The sequence below is a fragment of the Mangrovimonas cancribranchiae genome, assembly GCF_037126245.1.
GTDB lineage: Bacteria > Bacteroidota > Bacteroidia > Flavobacteriales > Flavobacteriaceae > Mangrovimonas > Mangrovimonas cancribranchiae.
Genome location: NZ_CP136925.1, coordinates 85,884 through 111,689, shown reverse-complemented (window position 1 = coordinate 111,689; position 25,806 = coordinate 85,884). Strand labels below are relative to the sequence as shown.

Below are 25,806 nucleotides of genomic sequence, written 5' to 3'. Positions count from 1 at the left end.
ATAGATAAAAAGCTTTTTTCTTCGATAAAGTGATTATATCTCTTTAAGGAAACTAGGGTGCTGGATTAGGTATTTCGGCATGAACCTCGTTAATCTCATGCAGGATTTCAGAATCTAGCGAAATATGGATGCTATTAATGTTCTCTTCTAACTGATTGATATTTGTAGCCCCTATAATATTAGAGGTTATAAATGATTGCTGATTTACAAAAGCTAATGCCATTTTCGCCATAGATAATCCATATTTTTTTGAAATAGCCATATATTTTTCGGTTGCCAAGGTTGCCATCTTACTACTATACCTTGTATACCTTGAAAATTTATTCAATCTTGAGTTCTCATTATCAAGTCCTTTAATATACTTCCCTGAAAGCACTCCAAATCCCATTGGAGAATAAGCCAAAAGCCCCATGTTTTCTCTTATGGAAACTTCTGCTAAATCGCCTTCAAAAGTTCTATTTAAAAGTGAATACGGATTTTGAATAGTGATAACTCTTGGTAAATTATATTGTTTAGCTTCTTCTAAATAGCGCATAGCTCCCCAGGCTTTTTCATTTGATATTCCTATCTGCCTTACTTTTCCAGATGTTACTATCTCTTGAAGCGATTGAAGAACCTCTTGAAAATTATCTTCCCACTTATCATTAGGGTTGTATTTAAAATCACGTGTGCCGAATGTATTGGTATCGCGTTCTGGCCAATGTAGTTGATATAAATCAATATAATCTGTTTTCAGTCTTTTTAAACTGTTATCCACAGCATTGTTTAACGCTTCTTTGGAAAATCCATTGGTTCGTATATGGGCTGTATAATCGCCATTTCCAGCTATTTTAGTTGCAAGAATAACCTTGTCTCGTTTACCGTTTTTTTGAAACCAATTACCAATAATACGTTCGGTTTCAGCATATGTTTCGGCACATGCTGGTACTGGATAAAGCTCAGCTGTATCAAAAAAATTAACGCCTCTTTCTAAAGCAAAATTCATTTGCTGGAAACCTTCTTCTTGAGTGTTTTGATTACCCCAAGTCATGGTTCCTAAACATATTTTACTAACGTTTATATTGGTATTAGGTAGTGTGGTGTATTTCATTTATAATAAAAAAGACGCATCTTACGATGCGCCTACTTGTTAAGTGATTTAATTAAATATCGTTTAAGAGTTTTGACACCTCATCTAACTTTGGCGTTAAAATAACTTCTATTCGTCTATTTTTTGCACGTCCTTCTGGGGTTTCATTGCTTGCAACAGGCGCAAATTCTCCTCGACCAGCTGCTGTTAAATTACTAGGGTCAATACTTGGGTTCTTTCTTAAAATATTAACAATAGCCGTAGCTCTTTTAGTTGATAAATCCCAATTACTGGTTAATTGCCCTCGTCCAGAATATGGCACATTATCGGTGTGACCTTCTATAAGAATAGCGATATCTGGATTATCTGCCAAAACAGCTCCTAATTGCTTTACAGCTTGAGTTCCTTTACTGCCTACAGCCCAACTTCCTGATTGAAATAAGAGTTTATTCTCCATAGACACATATACTTTTCCATCGCGTTGCTCAACGGTTAATCCTTTACCTTCAAAATCGGTTAAGGCCGAAGAAATAGCGTCTTTTAGCTTTGTCATAGCTTCATCTTTTGCTGCAATAACACTTTCAAGTTCCGCCACACGATTAGAGCGTTCTTCTAATTCTCTCTTAAGTTTTTCTAATCTAGCATTCTCGGCAGCTAAAGCAGTTTCCTTAGCTTCTAATTGTGCTAAAAGCTCTCTGTTTTTTTGTGCGTTTTTTGCGATAGATGCAGAACTGTTTTTCTCTAAGGCTTCATAAGATGCCTTTAGATTATCTAAATTTGTTTTTGCTGCCTTATAATCTTGTTGATATTGATCTCTTTCTGCTATGGCTTCATCGTAAGCTTGTTGAAGCTGCGACAGCTCGTTTTCTGTTGTTGTTGCTTTATTTAACAGGCCTTCGTTTTCTTCAGCAAGTGCTTTATTCTCTTTTTTTAAGGTAGCATACTTACTCTCCAAATCTTTATAAACTTTAGGAGACACACAAGAGGTTACTAAAATAACGCCTAATAAAGATGTTGCAAGTTGTTTTTTCATAATAAATAAGTTGTTCATTTTTTAATGTTCTAATTCAACCATTATGGGGCAATGGTCACTATGTTTTGCTTCAGGCAATATAACGCCTCGTTTAAGTTTTTCTTGTAATGGATTTGCCACCATAGCATAATCTATTCGCCAACCTTTATTGTTAGCTCTTGCATTGGCACGATAACTCCACCAACTGTAATGATGTGGTTCTTTATTAAAAAATCTAAACGAATCTATAAAACCACTATCTATAAAATTGCCTATCCACTCACGCTCTACAGGCAAAAAACCAGACGTATTTTTGTTCCTCACAGGATCGTGAATATCTATTGCTTCATGACAAATATTATAGTCGCCACAAATAACTAAGTTAGGATAATCTTGCTTTAAGGTATTTACATACTCTTGAAACATAGCCATATAGTCTAACTTATGCTCTAATCTTGCAATGTTAGTTCCCGAAGGTAAATACAAACTCATAATAGAAATATCATCAAAATCTACTCTTAGATTTCTTCCTTCGGTATCCATAGATTGAATTCCTGTTCCGTATTCTACATGATTTGGTTCTTCTTTACAAAAAATAGCCACACCACTATAACCTTTTTTCTCGGCAGAAAACCAATAATGATATTTATAACCCGCTTCTTCCAAAACGACAACATCAACCTGTTCTTTTAGGGCTTTTGTTTCTTGAATACAAATAACATCTGGATTAGCAGTTTTTAACCAATCGGCAAACCCTTTTCTTATAGCGGCACGAATGCCATTTACGTTGTATGAAATTATTTTCAAAAGAATGATTTTTTAAGAATTTCAGCTAAAATAAATAATGCGTTACTTTTACACCATTAAATTAAAAGGCTTTTAACATCTCTTAACCATAAAATATTTTTAAAGTTATCAAGTTTTACTGTTAATGAAAGGAATTCTTTTACTTCTTATCTTTCTATTTGGACTTGGTGCTTTTGCTCAAGACACAAACAGTAATTACAAAACAAAACGTGTGGCTGTTGCCGATAGTATTGTTATTGATAGTGTAAGTATTAACCCAAACTTCTTTTCTTTAAAAACAAAAAAAGGGACTTACCTAGATGACAGTTACTACACCATAGATTATAAAAAATCTATTTTAACGCTTAAAAAGCGTATTGAAAGCGATTCTTTAATTATTGATTACTTAAAATATCCTGATTTTTTAACGAAAACCTACAAACAACTTGATGAAAACATTATTGTAGAGCGTAGTGATAATCTCCAAAAACTTTATAAGTTTTCGCAACCAAGCGACCAAAAAACCTTTACGCCGTTTGATGGTTTAACCACTTCTGGGAGTATCTCGCGTGGAATTGTTATTGGCAACAACCAAAACTCGGTTTTAAATAGTGAATTAGATTTACAAGTTACGGGAAAACTAACCGATAAAATCTCTTTAAAAGCCTCAATACAGGACTCCAATATTCCGTTACAAGAAAGTGGTTATTCGCAACGTTTAGACGAGTTTGACCAAGTTTTTGTAGAACTTTTTAGCGACAACTGGAAAATTCGTGCAGGCGATATAGATCTTACAAATACACACTCGTATTTTGCTAATTTCTCCAAGCGTGTTCAAGGATTAAGTGTTCAAGCTAAGCTTAATCACAAGGCGTCTGCTACAAATTTATTTGCCTCGGGTGCTTTGGTTCGTGGGCAGTTTACAACCAGTCAATTTACTGCACAAGAAGGCAATCAAGGACCGTATAAACTTCGTGGCCCCAACCAAGAACTTTTTGTGCTTATTGTTTCGGGGAGTGAAACCGTTTACGTTAACGGCATTGCTTTAGAGCGCGGCGAAAACAACGATTATATTATTGATTATAATGCTGGCGAAATTATTTTTAATGCTAATTTTCCGGTTACTTCAGAAATGCGTGTTACTGTAGATTATCAATATAGCGAACGTAATTACTCGCGCTTGGTTGTTTTTGGTGGCGGACGTTACGAAAGCGACAATCTTAACTTAGGCGTTTCTGTGTATAGTGAAAACGATTCGAAAAACAATCCGTTACAACAAAACCTGTCCACAGAACAAATTGATATTCTTGCTAACGCTGGCGACAACCAAGACCTTATGTTTGCACCGTCTAGCACTCCCGAAGAATATAACGAAAATCGCATTTTATACCGAAAAGAGCTAGTTAATGGCGAAGAAATTTTTGTGTTCTCTAACAATCCAGAAGATGAGTTATTTAATGTTCAGTTTACTTTAGTTGGCGATAATCAAGGAAATTATATTATAAGTACGAGTAACACTATTAGCAATATTTACGAATATGTTGCGCCTATAAATGGCATCCCGCAAGGTAATTACGATCCTGTGGTACGCCTTGTCGCTCCTACAAAACTACAAATGGCTGTTTTAAACGGAAATTACAAGCCCACCCAAAAAACAGATATCGCTTTTGAAGTTGCTGGCAGTAAAAACGACCTTAACTTATTTTCAAATTTAAACGATGATAATAACGATGGCTACGCCGCCAAACTAAAAATTAACCAATCTATTGTAAAAAAAGACAGCCTTTGGAATTTAAATGCTATGGTAGATGGCGATTATATAAATGAAAATTTTAAATCTATTCAACGTATTTACAATGCCGAATTTAACCGTGATTGGAATTTAGGCAACAGCTCAAACTCTTATATTGCTACCAATTTAGGGCATCAAACGTTATTAAAATCTGGCTTGCAAGCCTTTCATTATAAAAAAGGATTTGCCGAATATCAATTTGAATATTTAAACTATTCTGAAAACTTTAATGGTAGCCGTCATGTATTTAACACCAATCTAATGTTAAATCGTTGGCACATTGCATCAAGCTCTAGTTTTTTAAACGCTTCATCCACTACAAACACTTCAACCTTTTTGCGCAGTTATAACCGTATTACATATAGTTTTAACAAAGCATGGATTGGCACAAAACTAGCCATTGAAGACAACGAACAGAAAGAAAAAGCAACCAATAATTACACCGAATTAAGCCAGCGATACAAATCGGCCGATCTATTTGCTGGTATTGGCGATAGCACCAATGTGTTTGTTGAAGCAGGGTATAAATTTCGTGTAAACGATAGTTTGCAAAACAATCAATTACAACAAGTAAATACATCAAACACCTATTATTTAAACTCCCGACTTATAAAAAACCAGAGAACAAACTTATCGGTTTACGCCAATTACAGAACGCTAAAACATAACGACGACACTTTAGAGGACGAACATTCTATAAACTCTAGATTGCAGTTTAGCCAACGCTTGTTCAAACAACTAATATTTTTTAATACCGCTTACGAAACCAACTCTGGAACTTTACCACAACAAGATTACACCTTTGTTGAAGTAGAACCTGGACAAGGCGCGTACGTTTGGATAGATTACAATCAAAATGGCATTCAAGAATTGGAAGAATTTGAGGTAGCGCAATTTCAAGATCAAGGAACATATATTCGCGTTTTACTTCCTAATCAAGTATATATAAAAACGCATCAAAATAGGTTAAGCCTGAATTTAACTCTTAATCCACAGCAATGGTCTACAAGCAATAATGGGGTTTTAAAAGTACTATCTCGTTTTTATAGTCAGACATCGTATTTAGTTGACCGTAAACAACGTCGTGAAGGCAATAATTTTAACCTAAACCCTTTTAAAAGTGATGCCGAAAACGAATTAGGGTTACAATCTAACTTTAGACATGTGTTATTTTTTAATCGTGGTAAACAACGCTACACCACATCGTACACTTATTTACAGAATAACACCAAAAACACCTTAAGTGTTGGGCTTATTGAAAACGCTTTAACTAGTCATAAATTTCAGTTTACGCATAAATTTGCTAAAAGTTGGTTGTTTAATTTAGAAAGCAACCATAACAACAACGAGAGTTTTAGTGAAAATTTCACAAGTAAAAACTTTAATATTGATGAAAACAACATCCACCCAAAACTCTCTTATTTGTTTAACGACAACGCTCAATTTGATGTGTTTTATCAATACAGCAGTAAAGAAAACACTATTGGTAGTTTAGAAACCTTATCGCAACAACGTTATGGTGTGTCTTTTGCCTATTCCAATACCGAAAAAATAGCGTTAAATGGGGAGTTTAACTACTTCTCCAACACTTTTTCTGGAGACAACAACACACCTGTCGCCTACCAAATGCTAGAAGGCTTACAGCCAGGCACCAATTTTACTTGGAGCCTTTTAGCACAAAAAAAGATTACCAAATACTTAGACTTAAACTTAAATTACTTAGGCAGAAAAAGTGAAACTAGCCGCGTTATTCATACGGGAAATATTCAGTTAAAGGCGTATTTTTAAGATATATTTAAATACACACCGTTTCAACTTGTATAAAACCATGAAAAGGTGTATACTCCCCAACAACCACAATTGTATACATGAAAGATTTTATAATAATTGGTGCAGCTCAAGCTGGACTTTCTATGGCGTATCATTTAAAGAAAAATCAAAAAGATTTTTTAATCATAGATAAAGAAGAAGAAATTGGCGCCTCTTGGCTTAACCGCTGGAACTCATTAAAATTATTTACGCCAACCGAATTTAATCATCTTGCTGGAATGCCTTTTCCTGCTCCAAAAGGACATTATCCAGACAAATATGAAGTCGCAGATTATTTTAAAGCTTATGTAAAAAAGTTCGATTTTCCAGTACAATTAAACACCCTTGCTGAAAGCATTGAGAAAACAAACAATCATTTTGTTATAAAAACCAATCAAGGCAATTTAACATGTAAAGAAGTTATTGTGGCTACTGGACCGTTTCACATCCCATACACACCGATGTTTCACAACAAACTTTCCAAGGATATTTTTCAAATACATAGTAATTATTATAAAAATCCAGAGCAATTACAAAAAGGAGCTACTTTAGTTGTTGGTGGTGGCGATAGTGGTTTTCAAATTTTAGATGAAATTTCTAAAAACACTTCAGAAACCACCTATTTTTCTGGAGACACCAACATAAGAACCTTGCCTCAAGAAATTTTAGGCAAAACACTTTGGTGGTGGTTTACCGTAACTGGTTTTTTAAGTTTTAGTAAAAACTCATGGATAGGTAAAAAGATTAGCAAATCTAAACAACCCATAATTGGCACCGATGTAAAATCAATCATTAATCGGGATAATGTTGTCCCTGTTGGTTATACTTTAGATGCTGATGACAATACAATTAAAACATCAAAAAAAACACTTAAAGATGTTAAAAATATTGTTTGGGCAACAGGCTACAAACCCAATTTTAATTGGATAAAAAACATTGAACTCACTAACGATGGTTATCCAAAACATCATCGTGGTATTAGTACTACTAAAGGATTATATTTTATTGGTTTGCCTTGGTTGCATACACGTGGTTCTGCAACTTTAGGTGGCATAAAAAAGGATGCTAACTATTTAGCTGAAAAGATTTTATAAAAGTCGAAACTGTTAATTATAAACGTTCTATATTACTACGCTGCGTAACTTTTGTTACAGTAAAATACTTTATTTTTTTTAATTTCGTATTGGTATGAGCAAAGTCGTGGCATTAACATATTCGCTTTTAATTCTTATCCAAAGTTTTAACATTAACTTAGAAGACCTTAATAAGATTAATGCCTTAATTGATCATGCGCAATTTCATAAAGAAATGTATGGCGATTCGTTTATTCAATTTTTAGCTGAACATTATGGCGATGCTAAAGACGACCATGAAAGCGACCACAAAGAACATGAAGACCTTCCTTTTAAAGATTGTCATCACCTTTGCACACACATTAATGTAACTTTTATTAGCCCGAATACCTCTTTTAAAATAAGCAACGAAGAATTTGTTGAAATTCCTTGTAACTTCTTCTATAAAGATACTTTTACCTCTTTTGAAAAACCCGCTGTTTTTCAGCCCCCAAAACACGCATAATTATTTAAAACCAAATCTGATTTATTAAATCAGACATATTTCAATTTTTAATTAATTATGAATCATGTTAGAAAAAATCATAAAATTAAGCTTAAACAATAAGCTAATCATTTTCCTGTTAACAGCGTTTATTATTGGTTTCGGAATTTTCTCTTTAACCCAAATTCCTATTGGCGCTGTACCAGACATTACCAATAACCAAGTTCAAGTTATTACCACATCGCGCAACTTGTCCACACAAGATGTCGAGCAATTTATCACTTATCCTGTCGAGCTGGAAATGGCTAATTTGCCAGGCGTAGAAGAAATTAGATCCGTCTCAAAATTTGGGCTTTCTGTGGTTACCATTGTTTTTGAAGACGATATGGGCACCTTTCTTCCCAGACAACTTATTGCCGAGAAAATAAAATCGGCTTCCGAGAAAATCCCAGAAGGTTTTGGCTCTCCAGAAATGGGTCCAATTACCACAGGTTTAGGTGAAATTTACCAATACATTTTAGACGTAAAACCTGGTTACGAAGACCAATACACAACTACCGAATTACGTACCATTCAAGATTGGATTGTGAGACGCCAGCTATCTGGTATTCCTGGAGTTGTCGAAGTCAATACTTGGGGCGGTTTTTTAAAACAATACGAAGTTGCCATTAACCCAAACAAACTAAACGCTATGAATATTTCGGTGTCCGAAATTTACAATGCTTTAGAAAAAAACAATAGCGTAGCCGGTGGCGGATATATTGAAAAAAGCAACGAAGCCTATTTTATTCGTGGTGAAGGTTTGGTTAAAAACCTTAAAGATATTGAGCAAATCGTGGTAAAAAACCAAGGTGCTCCAATTTACATTAAAGATGTTGCTACTATTGGATTTGGTAGTGCAACACGTTTTGGTGCTATTACTGGTAATGGCGAAGGCGAAAAAGTACTCGGGCAAATTATGATGCTTAAAGACGGGAACTCCAAAGCTATTATCGACGCCGTAAAAGAACGCGTCGCCTCCATTCAAAAAACGCTACCAGAAGGTGTTTACATCAATGGGTTTTTAGAGCGTAGCGAACTGATTGGAAAAACGACATTTACCGTATCTGAAAACCTCATTTTAGGATCCCTAATCGTGATTTTTGTCGTGGTTTTATTATTGGGTAATTTACGTTCTGGATTAGTGGTTGCCTCGGTTATTCCGTTAAGTTTATTATTCGCGATTTCTCTAATGAATATTTTTGGTGTCGATGCCAATTTAATGAGTCTTGGAGCTATAGACTTTGGGATTATTATTGATGGTGCTGTTATTATTGTTGAGTTTATTGCTTTCAGAATTATTACACAAAGTGACCAACTAAAAACACTTGCAAAAGATCAAAAACAGGCCAAAATAAATGAAATCACTTTAAAAAGTGCTTCAAAAATGATGAATTCGGCCATTTTTGGACAACTTATCATCTTAATTGTATTTATTCCTATTTTATCTTTAAGCGGTGTAGAAGGCAAGATGTTTAAGCCTATGGCACTCACGTTTAGCTTTGCGTTAATTGGTGCAATGCTATTGTGCTTAACTTATGTACCAGTAGTATCTTCACTATTCTTAAAACCTAAAAAACCAAGTGATAGAAATATTTCGGTTAGATTAATGAAGGTCTTAAATAGTTGGTACAAACCGTCCATACATTGGGCTTTATACAACAAAAAAACGGTAGTCGTTTTAGCCAGCATCTTATTGGCTTTAAGCGTTTGGATATTTAGTAGAATGGGTGGCGAATTTGTACCCACATTAGACGAAGGCGATTTTGTAATTCAGCCCGTTTTAAAAACAGGAACATCTCTAGGAAAAACCATTGAAACAACCACTAAAATCGAACAAATTCTACTAGACAATTTCCCTGAAGTTGATCAAGTAGTCACGCGTATTGGCGCCGCCGAAGTACCAACAGACCCAATGTCTATGGAAGAAAGTGACGTCATAATAAAGCTAAAACCAAAAGACGAATGGGTTTCGGCAGAAAGTAAAGACGAATTGGCTGATAAATTTAAAGAAGCGCTTACTGTAATTCCTGGTATGGAAGTCGAGTTTACCCAACCCATAGAAATGCGTTTTAATGAGCTTATTACAGGAGTTAGAGCCGATGTGGCCATTAAAATTTTTGGTGAGGATTTATCAGTTTTAGCCAATAAAGCTGACGAAGTGAAAGAGTTGATTAAAGATGTTGAAGGCGCTTCGGATATTGTTATTGAAAAAGTGGAAGGCTTACCACAAATGAGCGTGAAATTCAACCGTAGTAAAATTGCGCGTTACGGACTTAATATTTCCGATGTTAATCAAATGATTTCAATGGGGTTTGCTGGCGGCACAGTAGGCAGTATTTTTGAAGGTGAAAAACGTTTTGATTTAGTGATGCGTTTAGATAAAAATAACCGAAAAAACCTAGCAAGCCTTCAAAATCTATATATCGATACACCTAGTGGTGTTAAAATTCCGCTTAGTGAATTGGCCGACATACAATATACAACTGGGCCAGCAAAAATTTCAAGAGACGACACCAAACGTCGCATAGTCGTTGGTATTAATGTGCGTAACCGGGATTTACAATCGGTAGTCGACGATGTGAGAAACATTCTTGAAAGCAACTTACAATTGCCTACAGGGTACAACATTACGTATGGTGGACAGTTTGAAAATCTACAAAGCGCCAAAGCGCGATTGCTTGTTGCTGTGCCAGTGGCATTGGCTTTAATATTTATCTTACTGTATTTTGCTTTTGGCTCTGCCAAAGAAGCCTTATTAGTGTATTCTGCCATCCCACTATCGGCTGTTGGTGGCGTCTTATTACTTTGGCTACGCGATTTACCGTTTAGTATTTCGGCTGGCGTAGGATTTATTGCACTTTTTGGAATTGCCGTGCTTAATGGCATTGTGCTTATTGAACATTTTAAAGAATTAAAAGAACAAGGTATGGACGATATTGAAGAACGCATAAAAGTGGGAGCTACTGATCGGTTAAGACCAGTATTGTTAACAGCTTCTGCTGCTGCACTTGGATTTTTACCTATGGCTGTATCTACCAATGCAGGTGCCGAAGTGCAACGTCCATTAGCTACGGTTGTTGTTGGTGGTCTTATTACCGCAACCATTTTAACTTTAATTGTCCTGCCCGTACTTTATGCGTGGTTTGAAACAAAAAAAGAATTAAAAATGAATAAAACAGCCATTATTGGCATTATAGGTTTCTTTTTTCTAACTAATGTCAATGCGCAATCAAAATTAACTATTGAGGAAACTTTAAGACTAGCTATTGAAAACAATGCAGCTTTAAAAGCCTCTAACCTAAAAGTAGATAAAAGTAAGGCTTGGGTTGGTAGTGCTTTTAATTTCGATAAAACATCTGTTTACTACAGTTACGACGAAAACAATCTAGCTGTAAACAACGAACCGCTTAAAGTTTTTGGTATTGCTCAAGATTTTAAATTCCCAACTATTTATTTTGCTGACAAAAAAGCCAATAAAGCCAAAGTTGGCTTGGAAGAAACTCATAATGATTTACAATTACAACAACTACAAAAGGCTGTTTATTCAAATTATTATCAATTAAGCTATGCGAAAAATAAAGTAAAAACCTATAAGTATTTAGACAGTTTGTATCAGGATTTTGCTAAAAAATCGGAGCGTCGTTTTGAATTAGGTGAAACTAATTATCTGGAAATGATTACCGCCAAATCCAAACAAAAACAGCTAGAATCCTTATACAAACAAGCCTTAAAAAAAGTCGCTTTTTCAAAAGAACAACTAAAAAGTGTCGTGCAAGTAGATACGATAGATATTGTGGACCAACCATTACTACAGTTAGAACTACAAAGTATCTCAACAACCGACAACCTTGGATTGCAATATTTTGAAAGCGCCAAAACGTATCAAAATGCTATATATAGTAAAGAAAAACAAACTCTCTTGCCCGATATTAGTTTGGAATATTTCCAAGGCTCTAACAGTCAATTAAACGACAATATTCAAGGCTATCAATTAGGGTTGAAAATTCCTTTATTGTTTTCTGGAAATGCCTCAAAAATAAAAGCATCTAAAATTGCGCGAGACATTATAGAACAGCAAGAACAGGATTATAAAACAAAACTAGAAGCTAAATACCAATCGCTTATTGCAACACTCGAGCAACACAACGAAGCTATTAATTATTATAAAAGTGAAGGAAATGCGCTAAAAGAACAAATTATTAAAACCGCAACGCGTACGTTTAAAGAAGGTGAAATTGACTTTTTTCAATACATACAAAGTCTTGAAAATGCTAGCGAGATTGAACTCTCTTACCTTAAAGACTTAAACGCTTACAATCAAACCGTAATACAAATCAACCACTTGACATTAAATATTAACTAAGATGAAACATTTATATATATTACTTTTTTCGCTTACACTCATAGCCTGCGGAAATAAAGAAAACAACTCAGATCCTATTGAGCAGAAAACAACCAAAAGCAATATGGTAACTGTTACCAAAGCTCAATTTGACAGTGAAAAAATGGCTTTAGATAGCTTAAAAAGCTTACATTTTGATAGCACAATACAAGTTACAGGAATGATAGATGTTCCACCTAAAAACAAATCGAGCATTACCACATTTGTAGGTGGTTATATTTCGCACACACCGCTTTTAGTTGGTGATGAAGTAAAAAACGGACAACTTTTGGTCAGTTTAAAAAACCCTGAGTATGTCGAAATCCAGCAAAGCTACTTGGAAATTGCCGAGCAACTTAATTATTTAAAAGCTGAATACGACAGACAAAAAACACTTTACGATGAAAACATAACTTCAGAAAAAAACTATTTAAAAGCTCAAAGCATCTACAAAAGTAGCTTGGCAACTTACAATGGCTTACGCCAAAAATTACAAATGATGAATATTAACCCAAAAGCTGTCGAGCAAGGGCAAATCACCTCAACCATTAATTTGTATGCGCCAATAAACGGACACGTTACCAAGGTAAATGTTAGTAATGGCGCTTATGTGTCACCAAACGATGTGATTATGGAAATCGTGGATATAGATCACATTCACTTAGAATTATCGGTGTTTGAAAAAGACATTATGCACATTAAAAAAGGGCAAGACATTCAATTTAAAATTCCTGAAGCTTCTAACGAAACCTATAAAGCCGACGTTCATTTGGTTGGTACGACTATAGACGAAACCACAAGACGTGTAAAAGTTCACGGTCACGTTGATAATGACGAGCAAAACTTTATTGTTGGTATGTTTGTAGAAGCCAATATCATTACCGAAGATACCACAGGAATTGGGCTGCCTAAAGAAGCCATAACCACTGTTGATGACAACAACTATGTGCTTGTTCTAGATGAAAAACTAGATAACGAATATCATTTTAAAAAAATTGCCGTTGACATAGGACAACAAAACGAAAATTCTGTAGAAATTTTAAACTCGGAGGCCTTAAAAAACAAACCTATTTTAGTTAAAGGTATTGGAATGCTTTTAAATGATAATGAAGGCGGCGGACATAGTCATTAAGTAATAATAACAAAAACACCCAAGCGTTTCACTTGGGTGTTTTTTGTTTTATTGGAGTTCAGCTTTTGAAGGCTGAAATTACATCTTCATCAACCATTCTTTTACGTCGACTTCTTTTTTAATGATATCACGTAGTTCTTCAATATTAACGCGTTTTTGCTCCATAGTATCACGATGGCGAATGGTAACCGTGTTATCTTCCAAAGTATCGTGATCCACGGTAATACAAAATGGCGTTCCATTGGCATCTTGCCTACGATAACGACGGCCAACGGCATCTTTTTCGTCGTAACTTACGTTGAAATCCCATTTTAAATCATCTACAATTTGCTTGGCAATTTCTGGTAAGCCATCTTTTTTCACCAACGGTAACACGGCGGCTTTAGTTGGCGCTAAAACGGCTGGTAATTTTAATACTGTTCTTGTGGTATTGTTGTCTAGCTCTTCTTCCATTAATGCATTAGAAAATACCGCCAAAAACATTCTATCTAAACCTATTGAGGTTTCAATAACATAAGGCACATAGCTTTTGTTCTCTTCGTGATCGAAATATTGCATTTTCTTGCCCGAGAATTTCTCGTGCTGGCTTAAATCGAAATCGGTACGCGAATGGATCCCTTCCAATTCTTTAAATCCAAAAGGGAATCTAAATTCTATATCGGCAGCAGCATCGGCGTAATGTGCTAATTTTTCGTGGTCGTGAAAACGGTAGTTATCCTTTCCTAAACCAAGTGATAAATGCCATTTCATTCGGGTATCTTTCCAAGACTCATACCACTCTTTTTGCGTGCCTGGTTTTACAAAAAATTGCATTTCCATTTGTTCAAATTCACGCTGACGGAAAATAAACTGGCGCGCCACAATTTCATTTCTAAAGGCTTTTCCTATTTGGGCAATACCAAACGGAATTTTCATACGTCCTGTTTTTTGAACGTTCAAGAAATTAACAAAAATACCTTGGGCGGTTTCTGGACGCAAATATAAATCCATAGCAGAATCGGCAGAAGCGCCTAACTTGGTGCCAAACATTAGATTAAACTGCTTCACATCGGTCCAATTTTTAGAACCCGAAACAGGATCGGCAATGTCCAATTCTTCTATCAAAGCTTTTACATCGGCTAAATCTTCATTTTCTAAAGATTTTCCTAAGCGTTTTAAAATGGTGTCTATTTTTTCTTGATAGCCCAACACCCTTCCGTTTGTGGAAACAAATTCTTCTTTATTAAAGGCATCACCAAAACGTTTTTTGGCTTTTTTGATTTCTTTTTCAATTTTAGCCTCAAGCTTTCCGCAGTAATCTTCTACTAAAACATCGGCACGATAGCGTTTCTTGGAGTCTTTATTGTCTATTAATGGATCGTTAAATGCATCGATATGCCCAGATGCTTTCCAAGTGGTTGGATGCATAAAGATGGCTGCGTCCAAGCCTACGATATTGTCGTGCATTTGCACCATGGCTTTCCACCAATAGTCGCAAATGTTCTTTTTAAGTTCTACACCGTTTTGAGCGTAATCGTAAACAGCACTTAGGCCATCGTAAATTTCACTACTTTGAAATACGTAACCATACTCTTTTGCGTGAGCGATTACTTTTTTAAATTGATCGTCGTTATTTGCCATGGCACAAAAATAAAAAACCGTTCTGACAAGAAGAACGGTTTGTACAAAAATATATTTGGTAAATTAATTGAGTTTCAATTGAGTTCTTCCCAAAAAATAAGATTCTTCAAAAATATTCACTAAATAATCGCCTTTTAAAAGTTTGCTGTCTTTGTTCACATCGATCTTTGCACAAATTTCCTGCTCTCCTTTAAGATTGTTAACCGTTGTTTTTCCGCTGTAAGCTAAAGATTTCTCATTAAAATCAGCAACACCTTTATCTGCAATTACTTGGTGTTTTGGATCTAGTATTTGCACATAAATGGTTTTGTTTCCTTCGGGTGTAAACGTGTTATTCTTTAGATTAAAACAAACTTTAATATGATCTGTTTTATCTGCTTTATTGGTTATATAGCCTGTATTTAAGCTTATTGTTCTTAAAGCTTCTGCCTTTATACTTGTAGCTTGTAAGGTTTCAATAGGTTCTACGGTATGCTTTAAGTTATTATTGACTTTTTTTAGAGAATCTATCAAAGTAAAAAGCGCTTTGTTTTGCTTTTTTACTTGATTTAATTGGGTTTTATACTTAGACAGAGAAACGACATTGGCTTTTTCTATATTAAGCGAGTCTTTAACAAGCAACAGTTGCTGCTTCGATTTTTCAAAATCGGCTTGCAGTATATTCTTATTAAGACTTAACGTCTCATACATAGTAATTATTTCGGTTAATTCACTCTGAATCAAAGACTTTTCTTGTTCTAAAAAATCTTGCTGTTCTTTTAAAGTGTTGTAGTTTGCCAAGCTATACGACCCTAAGGCAACAATGGAAAACAACAATGTACCGATAATTAATCTGTAGTTAAATAATTGAGGGGTAACTATCATCTTAATTTCTAAACAAAATGGATTAATCAATTGTAAACCACAAAATTAAGAACATACTGTGAGTTTTTTTATTTTAATCGATAAAACGGTAAAAAAATTGTTAAACTTGTTTTATCAACATTACGAAAACGTTATAGAATTATGTTTGAAAGTATTATCCGACTATTTTTTCCTGATGTTTGCCTAGCTTGTACCCAAATGCTAACCGATAATGAAATTTATATTTGCACGTCTTGCAGACATAACCTTCCAGTTACTAACCAGGAATTTGGCAAAAATAACGGTACTTACAAAGCGCTTTATGGACGTGTTAAAATAGAATCGGCTATATCGTTATTACTCTTTGAAAAGAAAGGCATCACACAAAAGTTGTTACACAATCTAAAATATCGGGGTTACGAACAGGTTGGCGAATTTTTAGGAAAGTGGTTAGGCGAAACTATTAAAGAAACATCGTTAAAAAAAGATGTAGATATTGTTATTCCTGTACCTATTCATAAAAAGAAACTACGAAAAAGAAAATACAATCAAGTAGATAAATGTTCGCAAGAAATTGCATGTGCTTTAGAAGCGGAATATTATAAAGACGTTTTAATAAAAGCTCGTAATATAACATCGCAAGTAGATAAAAGTAGATTTAAAAGATGGTTTTCTAATCAGGAGGTTTTTCAACTAAAAAATGCTTCTAAAATAGAGAATAAGCATATTCTTTTAGTTGATGATATTATTACTACTGGTGCCACTATGGAAGCCTGTATTTCTGTATTACATCAGGCGAAAAATGTTAAAATAAGTATTGCCACCATGGCAATCGCTTAAGGACAGTTTATTTAATGATAAATATATTGTTTCTTTGTATTAAAATAGAGGTGTCCAAAACATGAAGAAATACTTTTACAACGTTTTACTTATCGTTTGCCTGTTACTTATGGCTAATTGTGCTAATAGAGGGCGCCCAACTGGTGGCCCAAAAGACGTTACACCTCCAGAAATAGTTAGAGCGACTCCTAAAAACTTTTCCACCAATTTTGAAGGAAATGAAATTCGTATCTACTTTAACGAATTTATTAAAGTAAATAACATTCAAAAGCAGCTTATTATTTCGCCACCTATAGAACCTGCGCCAGAAATAACTCCTTTAGGAACCGCTAGTAAATATATTTCTATAAAAATTAACGATACACTTGAACCCAACACAACATATGCATTTAATTTTGGCAATAGTATTGTTGATAATAATGAAGGAAATCCGTATCCGTATTATCGCTACGTTATTTCAACAGGAGATTACATCGATTCGCTTTCGGTACAAGGGAATATTATCGATGCCACAAAACGCCAACCAGACGATTTTGTATCTGTTATGTTATACGAAATAGATTCGACATATTCCGATTCTATCGTTTATAAAGAAAACCCTAAATACATTACCAACACACTAGATAGCACTACCAATTTTTCTATAGATAATATTAAAAAAGGAAAATACCTGCTAGTTGCCATGAAAGACGAAAACCAAGACAATAAATTTCAACAGAAAGCAGACAAAATAGGATTTCACGACACCTTTATTACTGTGCCTTCTGATACAACTTACACGATAAAACTTTTCAAGGAAAAAACCGATGATAGAATTATAAGACCACGCTTAATTTCTGGTGAAAAAATAGCATTTGGTTATGAAGGCGATTACAAAAATTTCGATATTAAATTACTCTCTAAAGTACCTGATAGTTTTAATTATCGCATTACAAAAGACCCTAAAACCGATTCGCTTAATTTCTGGTATGTTCCTAGACTAAAAACCGACTCTTTAATATTTAAAGTCACTAATAACAAAAATTACACAGAAGAGTTTACCGTAAAAATAAGCGAACAATCTCGCGATACGTTAAACATTACACCAGAACCTAAAGGAAACATAAATTTTAGCGACCATTTTAGCATTACAAGTAGCACGCCTTTAGTCGATTTAAAAAAAGAGCATATAACCATTCTTGATAAAGACTCTACAAAAGTAGATTTTAAAACCCATCTAGACACCTTATCAAACAAGTACTATCTTGAATTTGATAAAACTGAAAAAAACAAATACAACATTACTTTTTTACCCAATAGTGTTACCGATTTGTTTGGCAATAGCAACGACACGCTAAGCTATAATCTTTCAACTAAAGAATTTTCCGATTATGGTAATGTTCGCGTTAATTTAAAAAATGCTACTTACCCAGTAATTATTCAATTAACCGATGACAATGGGGATGTGGCTTTTGAAAAAATAAGTAACAAACCCGAACCTATAGATTTTAGAAACACTACGCCTGGACAATATTTTTTAAGAGTTATTTTTGATACCAATGGTAACCAAGAATACGACCCCGGTAATTTCTTAAAAAAACAACAACCAGAACGCGTAAGTTATTACCCAGAAAAACTTGATGTGCGTTCTGGATGGGATTTAGTACAAGAGTTTATTTTATCTGAAAGTGATCCTGATCCTCTAAAAAATTAAACTTTTTTCGATTCTTATTAATATGATCTTTTGAAAGTGATATTACTTCAACTGTTTCTTTGCTTTCAGTAATAGTATCTTTACGATTTCCTAATACATCAAACGCCATTGTATGGCCATTGTATTCGTAACCATTACCATCTAAGCCTATACGATTTACACCTATGCAATATGCCATGTTTTCTATAGCGCGTGCTTTTAGCAAAGCATCCCAAGCATGTATACGTATTTTAGGCCAATTAGCCACATAAATTAAAGCATCGTAATCTTCAATATTTCTTGTCCAAACAGGAAAACGCAAATCGTAACAAATCATTGGGCAAAGTTTCCATCCTTTATAATCTACAATCAGTTTTTTTGTTCCTGCAGTATAAATTTTGTCCTCGCCTGCAAGTGAAAAGGTATGTCTTTTATCATACTGATTTAGGGTTCCATCTGGATAAACAAACAATAATCTGTTGTAAAAATTATTTTGGTCTTCTATTACCAAACTCCCCACAATAGCAACCTTGTTGTCTTTGGCTTGTTGTATCATCCAATTTACCGTTTTGCCAGTCATCGGTTCTGAAATTTCAGAAGCATTCATAGTAAACGCAGTAGAAAACATTTCTGGTAGCACAACAAGGTCTACATCATTCGAAATGGCTTGTATTTTATGTGCTAAATTTGTTCTGTTTGCTATAGGGTTTTCCCAAACCAAATGGGTTTGTACAAGTGCTATGTTTAGGGTGTTACTCAAATTATAATTTATTTAGGTTTTCTTTGGCTTCTGCAACATCTTCGGCTAATTTTTTAAGCTTCTTAGCCCATTTTTCTTCATCATTTGGCGACAATTTTCCGTTTTTATGAAGACGCTCATATTTATTTTTTTGATCTTTTAATTTTTCCTTTGCGTCAAAAAAAGCTTCTCTAGCATCTTCTTTTTCTTTTAACTCTTTTTCTATTTCCTTTTGTTGCTCTTCAGCTTCTTTTTGTGCTTTTTCTAAAGCCTCTTGTTGTTCTGCAAGCGCTTCTTCGGCTTCAAGGCGTTCCTCTAAAGTGTCTAAAATAGCATTTTTCCGATCTTTTTTCAAGGTTTCTGTAACCTCTGTACCATCTTTAAAAATCTTACTTCCTTTTACTTCGTAAACTTCATGATTATCCATAATTACTTTATGGGTTGTACCACATGAAAGCATTAAAAACAATAGTAAAACAACGCTTAATAATCTCATCATAATTTAAATAGTTTAATTTATGATTTAGACACAAGAGTTAAAAAAAGTTACTTCTTTTATTATTTTTTTAACAATTTACAGGCTACATAAAATTTCTGCTGCACTCTCAAGCGTTTCATTTGTTTTAGCAAAACAAAACCTTAAAACCTTATCGTCTCGATTATTTTCGTTGAATACTGATAACGGAATAGATGCTAATTTATAATCTATTGTTAAGCGTTTGGCAAAGTCTATATCAGATTCATCTGTTATATTGGAAAAATCTACTATTTGAAAATAGGTTCCTTTAGATGGTTTGGCCTTAAGTTTTGAGTCCTTAATTAATTTTAAAAATAAATCGCGTTTACGTTGATAGAATGCCGAAAGCTCTAAATAATGACTTGGAGTTTGCATGTAATCGGCCAGTCCTTTTTGCATAGGATGGTTTACCGAAAACACATTAAACTGATGTACTTTTTTAAACTCTTTCATTAATATTTCTGGCGCACAACAATAGCCTACTTTCCATCCCGTATTATGAAATGTTTTCCCAAACGAAGCTGTAATAAAACTACGCGATTTTAACTCAGGAAATAAGCAAACGCTTTGGTGCTTTTCATCGTCAAAAACTATATGCTCGTATACTTCATCGCTCAACACAATAATATTGGTGTTTTTGGTTACCTCTTGTAATTTTATCATATCTCTTTTAGTCCATAATGTTCCTGTGGGATTATGTGGTGTATTAATAATAATCATTTTAGTTTTAGAAGACATCTTAGCTTCCACGTCGTCCCAATTCACCAAATAATTAGGCGCTTCTAATTGCACCGAAACAGTTTTTCCGCCATGCAATGTAATCGCTGGTTCGTAACAATCGTAAGCTGGTCTAAAAATAATAACTTCGTCTTCTGGTCTTATAAAAGCAGAAATAATAGTAAAAATGGCCTGTGTGGCTCCTGCGGTAACAGTAATTTCTGTTTCGGGCTGATAAGTACTGTTATAAAGTGATTTAAATTTGTTAGCTATAGCCTGTCTTAGTTCTATGTTCCCAGCCATAGGCGCATATTGGTTATACCCCGAATGCATCGCTTGAGTAACGTATGCCATTAATTTTTCATCACTTTTAAAATTGGGAAATCCTTGCGATAAATTTATCGCATCGTGCTTGTTTGCTAAAGCACTCATTTCTGTAAAAATGGTCGTACCTACTTGGGGTAATTTTGAAATATGTCTCATACTCTTAAAGGTAATAACTTCTTACTATTTTTTATAATAAGAACTCGTATCTTTGGGAAATTCAATTTTTCAATCAATATAAAACAATGAAATATTTAAAACTTCTCGCATTATTTTTATGCTTTCAGGTTTCGGCCCAACAAGGTGGCATGTGGATTCCTTCACTTTTAGAAGGCATGAATGAAACAGAAATGACAAACCTAGGCAGTAAACTTACCGCTCAAGACATTTACGATGTTAATAACTCTAGTCTTAAAGATGCTATTGCGCATTTTAACGGTGGTTGTACTAGTGAGGTTATTTCTCCTAATGGATTACTATTAACCAATCACCACTGCGGGTTTAGTCAAATACAATCACATTCATCATTAGAAAACGACTACCTAAAGGACGGATTTTGGGCTATGAACTACAATGAAGAACTTCCTAACGAAGGGCTTTTTGTAGAGTTTATTGTAAGAATAGAAGATGTTACACAGCAAGTACTTTCTGGTGTTACCAACGCTATGGACGAAAAGACTAGACAGTCTACAATCGATAAAAATAGTAATGCGTTACAAGCACAAGTTAACAAAGAAACATGGCAGGATGTAAAAGTAAAATCGTTTTACAAGGGCAATCAATACTTCTTATTTGTTACCGAGCGTTACGAAGACATTCGTTTAGTAGGTGCGCCACCAAGTAGCATAGGAAAGTTTGGTAGCGATACCGATAATTGGGTGTTTCCAAGACATACAGGCGATTTTTCGTTATTTAGAATTTACGCCGATAAAAATAATCGTCCTGCTAAGTACAGTAAAGACAATGTGCCTTACAAACCAAAGCACTTTTTACCGGTCTCGTTAGATGGCGTTGAAGAAAACGACTTCACCATGGTATTTGGTTTTCCAGGAACCACCAACGAATACCTGCCAGCAGTAGCTATAGAACATATTACAAAAGAATTTAACCCTAGTAATATTGCCATTCGCGAAGCCGCGTTAAAAGTTATTGATGCGAATATGAAAGTCAGTGATGATATTAGAATCAAGTATGCGTCTAAACAAGCTAGAATAGCCAATGCATGGAAAAAGTGGATAGGTGAAAATTTAGGCATTGAAAAAAGTCAAGCCATTGCTAACAGAAAAGCCTTTGAAGAGCGCTTTAAAAAAGCACTAAAAGACAAAGAATTGGAAGATGACTACGGAAACATTCTTCCTGAATTTGATAAACGTTATAAAGATTTTGCTGATATTAATATTAAACGCCGAAACTTTATCGAAGTCTTTTTAGTTACTAACGAACTAATGCAAATGACTTTTAGAGCCTATCAATTTGAAGAAGCCCTAACCAACAGACCCGAAGTGTTAGATCGCGCTAAAGCATCTATAGAAAACACTTTAAAAGGCATTCATAAAAACTACAATGTTTCTGTGGATAAAGGTGTTTACGAAGTCGTGATGCCTTTATATAAAAAGAACAATGTCGATCCAACTATTTACGACAAAACTGCATTTACAAACCTAGATAGTGCCTTAAAGTTATTTGAAGGTTCTGCTGAAGAGATTATTGAAAAATTAAACAAGGATGCCGCTTATGTTTACGCTAAACCTCTTATTGCAGACTTTTTTAATAACATAAACCCTGAATATACCGAGAAAAACCAAGCAATTTCTGCACTGCAAACTCAATACATGACAGCCTTAATGAAAGCCTTACCAAACGAGCGTTATTTCCCAGATGCTAATAGCACCTTACGTGTTACTTACGGGCAAGTAAAGGGATATTCTCCCAGAGATGCTGTGTATTACAATCACGTTAGTTATTTAGATGGTGTTATTGAAAAATATGTTCCGGGTGATTATGAATTTGATGTCCCTCAAAAACTAATCGATTTATACAACACTAAAGACTATGGAAATTACGCTGACACTAACGGTAAAGTGCCTGTATGCTTTATTGGTACAAACCATACTACTGGAGGAAACTCTGGCAGCCCAACAATTGATGCCGAAGGGAATTTAATTGGTTTAAATTTTGACCGTGTTTGGGAAGGTACCATGAGCGACATGAATTACGACCCTGAAATTTGCAGAAATATTATGGTAGATATTCGTTATGTCTTATTTATTATAGACAAATATGCTGGTGCGAAACATCTTGTCGATGAAATGTCACTTGTACATCCTAAAAAATAAGATAATAGTTTATTCTATTAATAAAGGTCTCATAAATTTATGAGACCTTTTTGTTTTTATACAATCTCCATCTTCTTTAACAAAAAACTAGCGTTCATATTTTGGCAAATGCCTTGTTTTAATTTGTAGTAAACATATTACGGAAAGCTATTCTGGAAGTATACCTTTGATACCTAAAAATTAATTAAAAGACATAAAGTAGGTGATTCCAAAGAAGTAAAATTTTTCCATTTTACTGTTTTATTCTAAATGACTCAATCATTTTTATAACATCATTTATGTAAGTTTCGTAGTTATTTTCTAAAACCGAATAATGGATTATATAATCTTGATTATTATAATTAAACAACACATCTAATTGTATTAAAGCAACACCTTGTAGAATTCCATTTCGCTTGACTATATAATATTTGCCATAAATATCATGAATATTTGATGTGTAAACAGGCTGAAAAAAAGAAGATACATTCGCATCGACAATATGTTTATTTAAAGCTTCTTCGATATTATCACTTTTAAATGTATCATTATCATAAGCAGATACATAAACAGTGTTTTTATAATAATTAGCTTCTAAATCAAATAATGGTCTAGGTGAATAAGAAATAATATCGTGAAATCCTACATAAGCACACCATGTATCAGGAATATTTATCTCATATTTTAGCTGTTTTATTTTAGCTATTTCACTATCTAAACAAATATAATTTTGAAATTGCTTTGGTTTACTACCTACTTCTTTTGTTGAGTTACATGAAATATACATTAAACTTATCATTAAAAATAAACACATTTTGTTCCTCATAGTATATAATTTTTAAACTATCTCCATTTTCTTTAACAGAAAGCTCGCGTTCATATTTTGGCAGACGCCTTTTTTAAGCTTATAGTCAAAATAAAGTTCCTCGTTTTTTATTTCGGCATCAAAAAAGTAGTTTTTTACCTGGTCTAGATTTGTTTCAATTTTAGTTAAACTTAAATCGTGCGTAGCTATAATTCCAGTAGCATGGCTAGACACTAATTTTTCAACAAATTTCTGAGAACCAATAGCTTTATCGGTGCTATTTGTTCCTTTTAAAATCTCATCAAGGATAATAAAATAGGATTCGGTTTTAATAGCATCAACAATAAATTTTAATCGGGTTAATTCTGAAAAGAAATAACTACTATCATCGGTTAGCGAATCGCTTGTTCGCATACTTGTAATAAGTTTTATTGGGCTGTATTCACTTTTATGCGCACAAACTGGCAATCCTACATTTGCCATGACAATATGTAACGAAACAGTTCGTAAAAACGTGCTCTTTCCTGCCATATTAGCTCCAGTTACAATAAAAAACTGTTCGTTATCTATATTTAAGTCGCTATCCACACGCTTATCGGCTTGTAATAACGGATGCCCTAATTGTTCGGCTTTTATACAAATACCTTTATTAACTAATTTAGGATATACAAATTCTGGATGGTTAAAAGCATAATTTCCTAAGGAGTTATAAGCATCGAAAAAAGTAACCACTTCAAACCAATCGGCAACAGTTTTATTATATGTTGCTATCCATTGCTCGATTTTATAACTGTTTTTTAAATCGGTTAAAAACAAGCCATTGCCAAAAATGGCGCCAATAAGGTTGTTTCTATTATCTAAAGCATCTAAATATTTTGAAAATTGCTTAAATATAACCGATGCTTTTTTATGATTGTTTTGTATTTTTTGTTGCTTTTCCTGTAATAATTCCGATGAAAACGAGGTGTTTTCAATTTGTTTTAAAAGTTGCGAGTACTGCTTAAAAGTATCTTTTGCTTTATCTGTTTGTTGCGAAAGAATATTAATTTTTTTTACATAAACGCCAGTAATAAACAACCCCAATAACAACCAATATCCTAAAATAGAAACGTCTAGTATTTTAAAGAGGAATAACACAAAAAACAGAACGGTTATCCCGCTAAACATCATTGGTAACCACCGCATTATTTTAGGTAAAAACTGCTTGTGTTGTGTTAACCATTGGATAATGTATCTTGCAGAAACCTCAACATGGATTAAAGACGCTGTTGCTGAATATAATTGGCGCCACTCTGGTTTAGAACTCAATTCTTTTACAACTTCTTGTCTTAATTTAATGTTACTAATATTATTAGCCTTTAACAGGTTTGCCAAAGTGGTTTTACCTTCTGTAATACTTGTTCTATTTATAAATTGAAAGAATGAACCATTTCCAAATAAATCTATATCTAAACTATAAAAGTGTTTTGGTTCTTGAAATTCTGTTCCGCTGTCTCTATGCTGAAATTGACCTGAGGCAATGGTTAATTCTTCTTCATTAATTGTAACTAGAGCCTTATTAAGATCTCGTTCCCATTTGGTATCGGTATATTTTGATAACGTGATTAAAAAAGCAACTATCCCGAAAACCGAAATTCCTGCTGCAACTTGCCAATTATTATACGTAAAATAAACACCTACAACGGTTAAAACAAATACAACTAATCTAATGGAACTTAACCCGATTAATTGTTTGTTTAAACGACTAACATGTTGTTTAAATGTATCTAATTGCGTTTTATAAAAGCTAGTGGGCTGTTGCATACTTATATTTTGAATTGTAAAGAAACAAAAA

General features: G+C 34.1%; 18 protein-coding genes. 8 read left to right on the top strand and 10 right to left on the bottom strand.

What is annotated here, in order from left to right; genetic code table 11:
• Window positions 1-52 precede the first annotated feature (52 nt).
• From R3L15_RS00485 to R3L15_RS00475, 3 genes are read right to left on the bottom strand one after another with little or no spacing between them, the layout of a single operon-like run.
• The gene (locus tag R3L15_RS00485) at window positions 53-1,090 is read right to left on the bottom strand and encodes an aldo/keto reductase (RefSeq protein ID WP_338732574.1); all 1,038 of its coding nucleotides are present in this window, start codon (window positions 1,088-1,090) and stop codon (window positions 53-55) included.
• 52 nt (window positions 1,091-1,142) lie between these two features.
• On the bottom strand, window positions 1,143-2,102 hold the full coding sequence (locus R3L15_RS00480; protein ID WP_338732572.1) for an OmpA family protein: 960 nt from the start codon (window positions 2,100-2,102) through the stop codon (window positions 1,143-1,145).
• A gap of 21 nt (window positions 2,103-2,123) precedes the next feature.
• Window positions 2,124-2,888: an exodeoxyribonuclease III gene (locus R3L15_RS00475; protein ID WP_338732571.1), complete on the bottom strand. Its 765-nt coding sequence runs from the start codon at window positions 2,886-2,888 to the stop codon at window positions 2,124-2,126.
• Between the two features lie 124 nt (window positions 2,889-3,012).
• Between R3L15_RS00475 and R3L15_RS00470 the strand changes: the two genes are divergently transcribed.
• The 5 genes from R3L15_RS00470 (at window position 3,013) to R3L15_RS00450 (ending at window position 13,580) form a co-directional block, all read left to right on the top strand.
• Window positions 3,013-6,447: a hypothetical protein gene (locus R3L15_RS00470; protein ID WP_338732570.1), complete on the top strand. Its 3,435-nt coding sequence runs from the start codon at window positions 3,013-3,015 to the stop codon at window positions 6,445-6,447.
• An 80-nt stretch (window positions 6,448-6,527) separates the two neighbouring features.
• Window positions 6,528-7,562 (top strand): NAD(P)/FAD-dependent oxidoreductase, encoded by a 1,035-nt coding sequence (locus R3L15_RS00465; RefSeq protein ID WP_338732569.1) that lies wholly within the window; start codon window positions 6,528-6,530, stop codon window positions 7,560-7,562.
• A 94-nt stretch (window positions 7,563-7,656) separates the two neighbouring features.
• Complete coding sequence (locus R3L15_RS00460; RefSeq protein WP_338732567.1) at window positions 7,657-8,046, top strand: hypothetical protein; 390 nt, start codon at window positions 7,657-7,659, stop codon at window positions 8,044-8,046.
• Between the two features lie 64 nt (window positions 8,047-8,110).
• The gene (locus R3L15_RS00455; RefSeq protein ID WP_338732566.1) at window positions 8,111-12,430 is read left to right on the top strand and encodes a CusA/CzcA family heavy metal efflux RND transporter; all 4,320 of its coding nucleotides are present in this window, start codon (window positions 8,111-8,113) and stop codon (window positions 12,428-12,430) included.
• A gap of 1 nt (window position 12,431) precedes the next feature.
• Window positions 12,432-13,580: an efflux RND transporter periplasmic adaptor subunit gene (locus R3L15_RS00450; RefSeq protein ID WP_338732565.1), complete on the top strand. Its 1,149-nt coding sequence runs from the start codon at window positions 12,432-12,434 to the stop codon at window positions 13,578-13,580.
• Between the two features lie 78 nt (window positions 13,581-13,658).
• Here the strand turns inward: R3L15_RS00450 and R3L15_RS00445 are convergent, their stop codons facing one another.
• Both R3L15_RS00445 and R3L15_RS00440 read right to left on the bottom strand, forming a co-directional pair.
• Complete coding sequence (locus R3L15_RS00445) at window positions 13,659-15,200, bottom strand: glycine--tRNA ligase (protein ID WP_338732564.1); 1,542 nt, start codon at window positions 15,198-15,200, stop codon at window positions 13,659-13,661.
• Window positions 15,201-15,263: 63 nt separating this feature from the next.
• Complete coding sequence (locus R3L15_RS00440; protein ID WP_338732563.1) at window positions 15,264-16,064, bottom strand: hypothetical protein; 801 nt, start codon at window positions 16,062-16,064, stop codon at window positions 15,264-15,266.
• A 141-nt stretch (window positions 16,065-16,205) separates the two neighbouring features.
• On the opposite strand from R3L15_RS00440, the gene R3L15_RS00435 reads away from it, so the two are divergent.
• On the top strand, window positions 16,206-16,883 hold the full coding sequence (locus R3L15_RS00435) for a phosphoribosyltransferase family protein (protein WP_338732562.1): 678 nt from the start codon (window positions 16,206-16,208) through the stop codon (window positions 16,881-16,883).
• Window positions 16,884-16,944: 61 nt separating this feature from the next.
• Window positions 16,945-18,576: an Ig-like domain-containing protein gene (locus R3L15_RS00430; RefSeq protein WP_338732560.1), complete on the top strand. Its 1,632-nt coding sequence runs from the start codon at window positions 16,945-16,947 to the stop codon at window positions 18,574-18,576.
• Here the strand turns inward: R3L15_RS00430 and R3L15_RS00425 are convergent.
• From R3L15_RS00425 to R3L15_RS00415, 3 genes are all read right to left on the bottom strand, one after another.
• Window positions 18,536-19,315, bottom strand: a complete 780-nt coding sequence (locus R3L15_RS00425; RefSeq protein WP_338732559.1) for an amidohydrolase — start codon at window positions 19,313-19,315, stop codon at window positions 18,536-18,538. The genes R3L15_RS00430 and R3L15_RS00425 overlap by 41 nt on opposite strands.
• A gap of 1 nt (window position 19,316) precedes the next feature.
• Window positions 19,317-19,793: a hypothetical protein gene (locus tag R3L15_RS00420; RefSeq protein ID WP_338732557.1), complete on the bottom strand. Its 477-nt coding sequence runs from the start codon at window positions 19,791-19,793 to the stop codon at window positions 19,317-19,319.
• Between the two features lie 75 nt (window positions 19,794-19,868).
• The gene (locus R3L15_RS00415) at window positions 19,869-21,011 is read right to left on the bottom strand and encodes a methionine aminotransferase (RefSeq protein WP_338732555.1); all 1,143 of its coding nucleotides are present in this window, start codon (window positions 21,009-21,011) and stop codon (window positions 19,869-19,871) included.
• A gap of 86 nt (window positions 21,012-21,097) precedes the next feature.
• Between R3L15_RS00415 and R3L15_RS00410 the strand changes: the two genes are divergently transcribed.
• On the top strand, window positions 21,098-23,188 hold the full coding sequence (locus R3L15_RS00410) for a S46 family peptidase (RefSeq protein WP_338732554.1): 2,091 nt from the start codon (window positions 21,098-21,100) through the stop codon (window positions 23,186-23,188).
• A gap of 232 nt (window positions 23,189-23,420) precedes the next feature.
• Here R3L15_RS00410 and R3L15_RS00405 read toward each other — a convergent pair whose 3' ends face one another.
• On the bottom strand, window positions 23,421-23,993 hold the full coding sequence (locus tag R3L15_RS00405) for a hypothetical protein (RefSeq protein ID WP_338732553.1): 573 nt from the start codon (window positions 23,991-23,993) through the stop codon (window positions 23,421-23,423).
• A 12-nt stretch (window positions 23,994-24,005) separates the two neighbouring features.
• The gene (locus tag R3L15_RS00400) at window positions 24,006-25,775 is read right to left on the bottom strand and encodes a MutS-related protein (RefSeq protein ID WP_338732551.1); all 1,770 of its coding nucleotides are present in this window, start codon (window positions 25,773-25,775) and stop codon (window positions 24,006-24,008) included.
• Window positions 25,776-25,806: the final 31 nt, after the last annotated feature.

Coding starts and splice junctions, on each gene's coding strand:
- R3L15_RS00485 (WP_338732574.1), bottom strand. CDS start 1,090: ATGAAATACACCACACTACCTAATACCAATATAAACGTTAGTAAAATA.
- R3L15_RS00480 (WP_338732572.1), bottom strand. CDS start 2,102: ATGAAAAAACAACTTGCAACATCTTTATTAGGCGTTATTTTAGTAACC.
- R3L15_RS00470 (WP_338732570.1), top strand. CDS start 3,013: ATGAAAGGAATTCTTTTACTTCTTATCTTTCTATTTGGACTTGGTGCT.
- R3L15_RS00465 (WP_338732569.1), top strand. CDS start 6,528: ATGAAAGATTTTATAATAATTGGTGCAGCTCAAGCTGGACTTTCTATG.
- R3L15_RS00460 (WP_338732567.1), top strand. CDS start 7,657: ATGAGCAAAGTCGTGGCATTAACATATTCGCTTTTAATTCTTATCCAA.
- R3L15_RS00455 (WP_338732566.1), top strand. CDS start 8,111: ATGTTAGAAAAAATCATAAAATTAAGCTTAAACAATAAGCTAATCATT.
- R3L15_RS00450 (WP_338732565.1), top strand. CDS start 12,432: ATGAAACATTTATATATATTACTTTTTTCGCTTACACTCATAGCCTGC.
- R3L15_RS00445 (WP_338732564.1), bottom strand. CDS start 15,200: ATGGCAAATAACGACGATCAATTTAAAAAAGTAATCGCTCACGCAAAA.
- R3L15_RS00440 (WP_338732563.1), bottom strand. CDS start 16,064: ATGATAGTTACCCCTCAATTATTTAACTACAGATTAATTATCGGTACA.
- R3L15_RS00435 (WP_338732562.1), top strand. CDS start 16,206: ATGTTTGAAAGTATTATCCGACTATTTTTTCCTGATGTTTGCCTAGCT.
- R3L15_RS00430 (WP_338732560.1), top strand. CDS start 16,945: ATGAAGAAATACTTTTACAACGTTTTACTTATCGTTTGCCTGTTACTT.
- R3L15_RS00420 (WP_338732557.1), bottom strand. CDS start 19,793: ATGATGAGATTATTAAGCGTTGTTTTACTATTGTTTTTAATGCTTTCA.
- R3L15_RS00415 (WP_338732555.1), bottom strand. CDS start 21,011: ATGAGACATATTTCAAAATTACCCCAAGTAGGTACGACCATTTTTACA.
- R3L15_RS00410 (WP_338732554.1), top strand. CDS start 21,098: ATGAAATATTTAAAACTTCTCGCATTATTTTTATGCTTTCAGGTTTCG.
- R3L15_RS00405 (WP_338732553.1), bottom strand. CDS start 23,993: ATGAGGAACAAAATGTGTTTATTTTTAATGATAAGTTTAATGTATATT.
- R3L15_RS00400 (WP_338732551.1), bottom strand. CDS start 25,775: ATGCAACAGCCCACTAGCTTTTATAAAACGCAATTAGATACATTTAAA.